This is a genomic window from uncultured Brachyspira sp. (assembly GCF_944390595.1).
Taxonomy (GTDB): Bacteria; Spirochaetota; Brachyspiria; order Brachyspirales; family Brachyspiraceae; genus Brachyspira.
In genome coordinates, this window is record NZ_CALXRN010000214.1 from 1 (window position 1) to 8779 (window position 8779).

General features: G+C 27.9%; 10 protein-coding genes. 3 read left to right on the plus strand and 7 right to left on the minus strand.

The window, feature by feature from the left end; all coding sequences use genetic code 11:
- Positions 1-95: 95 nt before the first annotated feature.
- Positions 96-794, plus strand: a complete 699-nt coding sequence (locus Q0J90_RS12835; RefSeq protein ID WP_297278284.1) for a flagellar biosynthetic protein FliO — start codon at positions 96-98, stop codon at positions 792-794.
- A 62-nt stretch (positions 795-856) separates the two neighbouring features.
- Here Q0J90_RS12835 and Q0J90_RS12840 read toward each other — a convergent pair whose 3' ends face one another.
- Together Q0J90_RS12840 and fliS are read right to left on the minus strand one after the other, a co-directional pair.
- Positions 857-1603, minus strand: a complete 747-nt coding sequence (locus tag Q0J90_RS12840) for a protein kinase (protein WP_297278285.1) — start codon at positions 1601-1603, stop codon at positions 857-859.
- Between the two features lie 11 nt (positions 1604-1614).
- Positions 1615-2067 carry a flagellar export chaperone FliS gene (gene fliS / locus Q0J90_RS12845; RefSeq protein WP_297278286.1) on the minus strand — a complete coding sequence of 151 codons (453 nt, stop codon included), beginning with the start codon at positions 2065-2067 and terminating at the stop codon, positions 1615-1617.
- A gap of 198 nt (positions 2068-2265) precedes the next feature.
- On the opposite strand from fliS, the gene Q0J90_RS12850 reads away from it, so the two are divergent.
- Entirely contained in the window at positions 2266-3087 is an 822-nt protein-coding gene (locus tag Q0J90_RS12850) for an aldo/keto reductase (protein WP_297278287.1), read from the plus strand.
- A gap of 77 nt (positions 3088-3164) precedes the next feature.
- On the opposite strand, the gene Q0J90_RS12855 is transcribed toward Q0J90_RS12850, so the two are convergent.
- The 5 genes from Q0J90_RS12855 to Q0J90_RS12875 all read right to left on the minus strand — a co-directional run bounded on the left by Q0J90_RS12855 (position 3165) and on the right by Q0J90_RS12875 (position 8290).
- Complete coding sequence (locus Q0J90_RS12855; RefSeq protein ID WP_297278288.1) at positions 3165-3860, minus strand: hypothetical protein; 696 nt, start codon at positions 3858-3860, stop codon at positions 3165-3167.
- 330 nt (positions 3861-4190) lie between these two features.
- On the minus strand, positions 4191-5234 hold the full coding sequence (locus tag Q0J90_RS12860; RefSeq protein ID WP_297278289.1) for a hypothetical protein: 1044 nt from the start codon (positions 5232-5234) through the stop codon (positions 4191-4193).
- Positions 5235-5252: 18 nt separating this feature from the next.
- Positions 5253-6068, minus strand: coding sequence for a TIGR00282 family metallophosphoesterase (locus tag Q0J90_RS12865; RefSeq protein WP_297278290.1), 816 nt, complete (start codon positions 6066-6068; stop codon positions 5253-5255).
- A gap of 27 nt (positions 6069-6095) precedes the next feature.
- Positions 6096-7613: a ribonuclease Y gene (gene rny, locus Q0J90_RS12870; protein ID WP_297278291.1), complete on the minus strand. Its 1518-nt coding sequence runs from the start codon at positions 7611-7613 to the stop codon at positions 6096-6098.
- 137 nt (positions 7614-7750) lie between these two features.
- Entirely contained in the window at positions 7751-8290 is a 540-nt protein-coding gene (locus Q0J90_RS12875) for a ferritin family protein (RefSeq protein ID WP_297278292.1), read from the minus strand.
- 186 nt (positions 8291-8476) lie between these two features.
- Here Q0J90_RS12875 and Q0J90_RS12880 point away from each other — a divergent pair.
- Positions 8477-8779, plus strand: a 303-nt coding sequence (locus Q0J90_RS12880) for a cytidylate kinase-like family protein (protein WP_297278293.1), incomplete at its 3' end; no start/stop codon positions are given.

Here is an 8779-nt window from a genome sequence, read left to right on the forward strand (position 1 = left end):
GATGCCCGAGAGGCCGAAGGGAGCAGTTTGCTAAACTGTCGTAGGCAACCCCTACCGCGGGTTCGAATCCCGCTCTCTCCGTATTCGGTTTATATATGATAAAAAAACTTTTTCTTATATCTTTAATTGTTTTCAATATAGCTTTTAGCCAAGAAACTAATAATACAGAAGTAACTAATCAAACAGATAATACAGTAACTGCTACTAATGAAGAAAATGCATCAACTAATTTCTTTAATGCCACATTAGATAATACAAATAATGTACAAGAACCTGCTATACTTCAAGATATAAGAAATATTGAAAATAGAGCCCAAGTAAGCAATGGATGGATGTTTTTTAAGGCTATTATAGGCTTTATTATCACATTAGTGGGCATATATTTAGTATTTATGTATTTAAAAAATAAATCAAGAAAAGTATCTGGTTCAAGCGAGATTATAAATGTACTTGCTACTACTCCGGTTGCAACTAACAGATATATATCAATAATAGAAATTGTTGATGATATGTATTTAGTTTCTATATCAGATCATAATATTAATTTACTTTCAAAAATAGAAGATAAAGAAACTAAAGATCAAATAAAAATGATGTATATTAATTCCAAAAACAATATAGTAGATGACAGCTTTAAAAATATTTTAAATCAGACATTATCAGTATTTAAGCAGCCTAAAATGAAGGAAAAAGATCCATTGAAAACAACTTCAGAAATTAGAGAAAGACTGCATGAATTAAATAATCCTAACAATAATAATAATAATAATAATAAAGAAAATGACAATCAATAAAAATAAAAAAGAGATGCTTAAATTAAAGCATCTCTTTTTTGTGGTTATATGTTTTTATTTTATTAATATTTTACTCTATTAGTTTGATTATAATTTATCATAGTGTATGAATGAAGTCTGCCGTCATTTCCTTTATAAACATTCATATTAAGCGGATCAACTTCCCATATTCTATCTACAACAAAGTTATAATAATAATTTCCCTCTTCAGCTCTCAAAGTAATAACCCATAAATTATTTGAATATGTCATAGGATACCTTAAGCTGTCAAAACCTAATTTATCAGAAGTAAACATTACCTCTTTAGCTGTATTATTACTGTAAAAGAAAGTAACTGTACCATCAGAATTATATATAGGATTTTTCTCATAAAAACCAATATCATTAGTAAGCACAAAATAACTTACAGCCTGATTATTATTATCATATTCAACATTCAAATTTAACGGATCATTAATCCATACCCCATTTACTCTGTATCTATATGAATATTTTCCAGATTTTAGAGGAGTTTGCCATAAATAGTAAAAAATACCATAAGAACTTTTAATCAAAGGTATGCTGTCTTCCCAATTATTAAAATCTCCGGAAACTTCTACTGAATCATAATTTTCAGCAAATGTAAATAACACACCGTCATCTACTACACGGGGAGGCATTACATCTTGTATATTATAATAATTAAGAATTTCTAAGCTATTCATTCTAGCTTCATATTGTTCCATAGTTTCATAATTTTTATCTCTGCATGATACAAGAGCAATAAAAGAAACTGCAAAAAATAATATTAATTTACTCATTTTACTCATTTTATAACCATTCAACCTGTTATATTTAATTTGCTTTCTGTATTAGAAGAATCATCATCTTTTTTGGCAGCTGATGAAACATTACCTTTGCTTAGCTGTTCTTCTACACCTTCCCAAGCTGTTTTAAGCTCTTTAAGATATCTTATAACTTCTAATAAAGGCGGTTTTGTCTTAGATATATTACCTTCTGTAAGTTTCTGATTCATATATGTGTATATAGATGCCAATCTTTCAGCTATTTCTCCAGCTTCATAATTTAAAGAAGATAAAAGCTCATATATTATCTCTTGTGCTTTTAATATATTATTATGAGCCTCTTCCACTCCATGCTTTTTATCCATAGCAGCACAAGCTGTTTCTAAAAATTTAATAGCACCGTCATACAGCATAATAATGAGTTTATTTTGTGAGGCTGTGCTTACATCAACCTTTTTATACTTTTCGTAACCATTGCTAATAGCCAATTGAAACCCCCAAATATAATATTATGTTAATATATAAATATTATCGGAAAATGATAAAAACAATAAAACATTTTTTGTAATCATTGTAACTATATTATACATCATATAAAATAAAAAAATAGTATAATAATACTAAAATTTTTTATAAATTTTATATATAATTAATATAATACTATCAATAATAAAGGATAAATTTACATGATTAATCTCAAATTAAATAATTCTGTAGAAATGCCTATATTTGGTCTTGGTATATACAAAATGACTAATCAAGAAGAACTGGAAAATGCTGTACAATGGGCTATAAATGCAGGATATAGAAAGTTTGATACAGCACAATTTTATAATAATGAAGAAGAACTAGGCAAAGCCATAAGAAAAATAGGAATAAAAAGAGAGGAAGTATTTATAACAACAAAAATATGGAATACTAAACAGGGATACAACTCTACAAGAAAATCATTTGAAGAAAGCTTAAAAAAACTTAATATGGATTATGTTGATTTGCTTCTTATTCACTGGCCTGGACAAAATAAGGAAAGATATTTAGATACATACAGGGCATTAGAAAATATCTGTCAAAGTAAAAAAGCTGTATCTATAGGACTAAGTAATTTTGAAATAAAGCATTTAAATGATATATTTGCTCATTGCAATATAGCACCTGTTCTAAATCAAATAGAAAGACATCCAAACTTAATTAGAAGTGAATTGATAGAATTCTGTAAAAAACATAATATAGTTGTAGAGGCCTGGTCTCCTTTAGCAAGAGGAAAACTAATGAATAATGATATAATAAATCAAATTGCTAAAAAGTATAATAAAACTCCATCACAAATAATATTAAGATGGGATATTGAAAGTAATATATCTGTGATACCAAAATCTGCCAATAAAGAAAGAATAGAGGAAAATATTGATATATTTGATTTTAAACTAGATAAAGAAGATATTGAAAGTATAAATAAGTTAGAAAATGGAGAGAGAATAGGAGATGATCCGCTAACTTTTGATTTTTAATAAAATAATGGCATAAAAAAGCTATCACTGAATAAACAGTGATAGCATTCTATTAATAAAACTTTTCAGTTCATGAATTATCTATAAATATATTTTTTATTATAGAAAGGCTGATAACGATTTTCTTTATCTAAAAAAGAATTCTGATATGAAGGATACAAAACAACTGTACCATCTTCATTTACATGTCCTACAGGATCATACTCATAAAATGGTAAAAGCGAATTCTTATAATAAACTGTATCTGAAGGCCCCCATTTCAATGGAACATCAACTCCGAATACTTTATCCTCTTCTACTGGAACACCATATATATAAACATATTTAGTACGTGTATCTATTGCTACAAGAGTATTATCTAATGATATTATTCCGCCGCCTTTTCCTGTAAATCTATAGAAATAAAAACGCTTTATAGCATTAGCATTTTCTGCATTTCTTTTTTTAGTGTATAATGGATTGTATCCTCTGTATTGATAGTACTGCATACTAGATATAAAAAACAATCCGGCACTAGAATTCTTACCTTTATAAGTATATTCTTTAGTTTCTGAATTTTTAAGCTCCCAATACTTATCTTCTGTCTTTTCTATAAATTTAAATCTAGGCACATTATTGGCATCAAAAGAAGCTACCAAAAGCCAATTATTAAATTTTGAAGCACTAAAATTAGGATTATCAGATGCTCTTTGTACTGAATTTTCAGAAAATAAAGGAGTAATACTAACTAATATTGATACAACTAATGTGTAAAAAAATAATCTATTAATCATAAGCAAATCTTCTAAAAATATTTATTTATAGTATTAATAATATATTAAAAACTATATAAGTAAATATATCATTTTACTAGTTTGATATAAATTTCATATTAAATAAATAAAAAAATAAAAAAATATAAATTATATAAAACATTTAATACTAATTTAACAACATTTTATAATTATTGTTGCTAAATTAGTGAACATTTTAATTATTATATCTTATTATTTATATTTTGATTAAATTATTCTTTATTATTGCTATACCTGCCTATAATTAGCAAGTAAATAAATTTATTTGCATAACTGTGTATTCAGCTCGATTATTTTATAATTAAATTATTATTTGTTATTTTTATTATCTATATTACCGCTATCTGAATTTTCAATATCATTTTCATCGATTATATTATCTTTAGATGAATTTTCAATATTATTATTTTTCTCATCCTCAGGTAATTCTATATTCTCTACATCATTATTTTTAATTTTCTTTATCCCTCTTATTTTTCCGTACAATACAGCAAATATAAAATAATAAGCAATACAAACTATAACAGCTGATAAACTGTAAGGCAGCAATGCTATTTTAACGTTATAAACCGTATTGAATAAATAATTATATCCGTAAGGAAAACCTATATATATAAGCAAAAATAAAGGTATTACAAGAAATAGCCAAAATTTATTTTTATAAACTTTATCTCCAAAAGTATAAGAAACTATAATAGTTAATATGGATATTGCTGTAAGATATGATATTGTACCTCTATCCAGCTTAGCATTAGCGAAATCCAGTTCTAAAAAATTCCTCAATATTATACCAGATACGGATGTAAGAAATATACCTATCATCGTTAAAGCTATAGAAAATATAATTTTAAGTAAAAAAATTCTATTAGAAAATTCTTTTTCTTCATGAGGAATCATTTCTGCAATCCATAATATTATAGAAAAACTAAATGTCTGCAAAAATAATTCAGGTAAATTGATTAAATGAAATTCTATAGGCAATTGAGTATATATAATACCTTCTATAGATGAAGGTGCCGCAGATGGTGATGATATAATTCCTATACATACAAGTATAAGCCATAATATAAACCATCCGAATCTAGTTGCTATCACTTTTCTTAAAGGATATAAGGCAATAGAAATAAATATTGCTCTTATAGGCTGTAAAAACGGTCCTATAACAGTTAAAGGAGATTCAAAGCCCCTCATAAAATCTGCTACAACATTATTGCTGTAAACTGTAGTATAATCCACAAAATTTGAGAATATAATACCTAAAATTATATAGGTTAATGTATGTATAATAGCAACCTCAATATAGAATATTATAAAATGTCTAATAACTATTCTAGGACTATTATTACCATCCATAATATAAATCTCTACAAATTACTTTTCTTGTCTTTCTACTTGATCATTATGATATACTATATTTATTCTCTTTATACAACTTGATTTTCCTGTATCACTGTCAACTTGCACAACTATACCATTAATCATAGGACTTGTAGTTTCAACTTCAAATCTATGAGGCATTCTTGTAACAAATCTTGCTATAGCCGGCTCTTTTTTCATTCCTATTACGGAATTATAGCTTCCGCACATACCTAAATCAGATATATAAGCAGTATGAGATGATAATATTTTTTCATCAGCTGTTTGAACATGGGTATGTGTACCGAATATACAAGAAACTTGTCCCTCAAGATAATAAGAAAATGCTATTTTTTCAGCAGTAGCTTCTGCATGAAAATCTATAAATATAATATTTGTTCTCTCTTTTATATGTTTAATTGCAAGATTAGCTTTTTTAAAAGGGCAGTCTAAAGGCTCCATAAAGGTTCTGCCCATAAGATTTAAAACTCCAATCTTACAATCCAACATATCATATATATAATATCCAAGGCCAGGAGCATCATTAGGATAATTATATGGTCTAATAAGTCTATGTTCATTGCCTATCAAAGCAAAAACATCTCTATTATTCCATATATGATTACCGGAAGTCAATACATCTATTCCGCAATCAAATAATTCATTTGCTGTATCTCTAGTTATGCCTATGCCGTTAGCCGCATTTTCTCCATTAGCTATAACAAAATCTATATTATTTTCTAACTTTATCTCTTCTAAGTGTCTTCTTACAGCATAACGGCCTGTAACACCAACTATATCGCCAAGACATAAGATATTTTTTATAGACATTTTCGCATCTACCTTTCCACAAATAAATTATCTTGCAACCTCAACTGCTCTAGTTTCTCTAATAACAGTAACTCTTATTATTCCAGGATATTTTAACTCATCTTCTATACGTTTAGCAATATCTCTAGCTATTTGTTTAGCCTGCATATCATCTACTATATCGCTTTTAGCCATAACTCTAAGCTCTCTTCCTGCCTGTATAGCGAAAGATTTTTCAACTCCGTCAATACTGTCAGCAATTTTTTCCAAATTGTCTAAACGTTTTATATAGCTTTCAAAAGATTCTCTTCTAGCACCAGGTCTTGCAGCACTAATGGCATCAGCAGCTTTAACAATAACAGCCTCAACAGTTTGAGTATCAACATCATTATGATGTGCTCTTATGGCATTAACTACCTCTTCTTTTTCGCCGCATCTTTTAGCCAAATCTGCACCGCTCATTGCATGAGATCCCTCACCTTCTGTTTCTATAGCTTTACCTATGTCATGCAAAAATGCACTTCTTTTAGCTAAATCAACATTTGCCCCTATCTCAGCGGCTATCATAGCAGCTATATTAGCAACCTCTTTACTATGAAGAAGCATATTTTGACCATAGCTAGTTCTATATTGAAGTCTTCCCATATGTCTGATTAATTCATGATGCATAGTAGTTAAATTCAAATCTACAATAGCATTTTCACCAGCTTCCATTATGGAATCTTCTACTTCTCTTCTAGTTCTTTCAACAACCTCTTCTATTCTAGCAGGATGTATTCTGCCGTCTAAAATAAGCTTTTCTAAAGAAACTTTAGCTATATGTTTTCTTACAGGATCAAAACAAGATATTACAACTGCTTCCGGAGTATCATCTATTATAATATCTACACCGGTTAATGTTTCAAGCATTCTTATATTTCTGCCTTCTCTTCCTATGATTCTGCCTTTCATTTCCTCACTAGGCAAAGAAACAGAAGTTACAGAAGATTCCTGTGCCACCTCGCTGGAAAGACGCTGTATAGTTTGAACTATAATTTCTCTAGCCTTTCTCTCACCTGTTTCAATGGCATTTTTTTCTATATTATCAACTATTTTTGCAGCAGATTTTTTGGCATCTTCCTCTATATCATTTATTAAATTAGCTTTAGCTTCTTCTTTAGTAAGACCTGCTATTCTTTCTAATTCTTTTTCTTCATCTTCTATAAGACGCTCTAATTTATCTTCCTGCTCCTTTATCTTCTTCATCTTATTCTCAATATTATGCTCTTTATTTTCTAAATATTGAGTTTTTTTATCAAGATTAGCCTCTCGTTGTAGCACTCTATTTTCTAATTTCTGAATTTCAGCCTTTCTGTCTCTATTCTCACTCTCCAATCTATTACGTTCTTTTTGTATTTCAGAAAGCATAGTTTTCCTTTCATTATCTGCCTGTTCTCTTGCACTTTGAAGCAACTTATGTGTTATTATTTCCCTAGAGTTAAGCTTTATCTTAGCTATAACAAAACGGGTTATATATCCAAAAACAAAAGCAACTACAACGGAGGTGATTGTTATACCTATATTCATTATTCACCCCGTTATTTATTATTAAATATTAATTATTTAAAAAATAATATTCTTACATTAAAATAACATAATTTAACTATAAAGTCAATAATATTATTTACAAAAGAATAAATAAAATTTGTAGTTTTTAAATTTAATTAATATTTTTGGAACATCTTTCCGGAACCTCCGCAAGTCTCGCAAGTATCTGGGGATTTATCTCTGTATATGTTACCGCAGCTTGGGCAAAGATAAAAAGTAACTTCTTCATCTTTATTTAAGAAATTATCTATTATATCTTGAAATAACTTAGCATGCTCTGTTTCAACTTTACCTAATGAATTTACTGTATCGCTTACTAATTTATTTTTCTGCTCAACAGCAACTTGTGCTAACTGAGGATAAAGTATTGTAGATTCATAAACCTCACCTTTTATACCTGCCTCCAAATTCTCTTTATCACTAGCTGGAGTAACAGGATTTATCTCCGGCACAAATTTATTCATATCTAATCCGCTTCTTAAAGCCAACTTTCTCATTTTCTCGGCATGTATCTTTTCGGCCAATGATGTTGTTGAAAATACTTTTTGAATAGCTTTATTTTTAGATGCTTTTCCAAATAAACTATATCTATTTGCAGCATTTGATTCACCTTGAAATATTGAATATAAAACTTCTTCTAATGTTTTAGCAGCCATAAATTATACCTCCAAAATATATTAAAATAAAATGTTTTTTAATAACGTTAACTATATGATATCAATTTGTAAAAAAAAATCAAACTATTTTTTTAAAAACTATTAAAATATATAAACATAATTATATAGACTAAATTTTTTTTTATATTATAATAAAAAAATATATATTATTTACGGTATATAAGTATGGACAGGAAAATTATAACTATTAGCAGACAATATGGAAGCGGCGGAAGATATATAGGGGAAATGCTGGCTAAAAAATTAAACATTAATTTCTATGATAAGGAATTAATAGAAGTTGTAGCAGAAAAAACAGGAATAAATAAAGAATATCTTGAATCAAAAGAAGAAAAATTCACAAATGATAATCTTTTCTTCAGTGCATTCCATAAAGAACATTTTTCAAGCCCTTTTTCTTCTAAAATTACATATTCTACATTAGATAGAATGTTTGAAATTCAAAGCGAAGTAATAAGAAACATAGCA

Coding starts and splice junctions, on each gene's coding strand:
- Q0J90_RS12875 (WP_297278292.1), bottom strand. CDS start 8,290: ATGGCTGCTAAAACATTAGAAGAAGTTTTATATTCAATATTTCAAGGT.
- Q0J90_RS12850 (WP_297278287.1), top strand. CDS start 2,266: ATGATTAATCTCAAATTAAATAATTCTGTAGAAATGCCTATATTTGGT.
- Q0J90_RS12865 (WP_297278290.1), bottom strand. CDS start 6,068: ATGTCTATAAAAAATATCTTATGTCTTGGCGATATAGTTGGTGTTACA.
- Q0J90_RS12835 (WP_297278284.1), top strand. CDS start 96: ATGATAAAAAAACTTTTTCTTATATCTTTAATTGTTTTCAATATAGCT.
- Q0J90_RS12855 (WP_297278288.1), bottom strand. CDS start 3,860: ATGATTAATAGATTATTTTTTTACACATTAGTTGTATCAATATTAGTT.
- Q0J90_RS12840 (WP_297278285.1), bottom strand. CDS start 1,603: ATGAGTAAAATGAGTAAATTAATATTATTTTTTGCAGTTTCTTTTATT.
- Q0J90_RS12860 (WP_297278289.1), bottom strand. CDS start 5,234: ATGGATGGTAATAATAGTCCTAGAATAGTTATTAGACATTTTATAATA.
- rny (WP_297278291.1), bottom strand. CDS start 7,613: ATGAATATAGGTATAACAATCACCTCCGTTGTAGTTGCTTTTGTTTTT.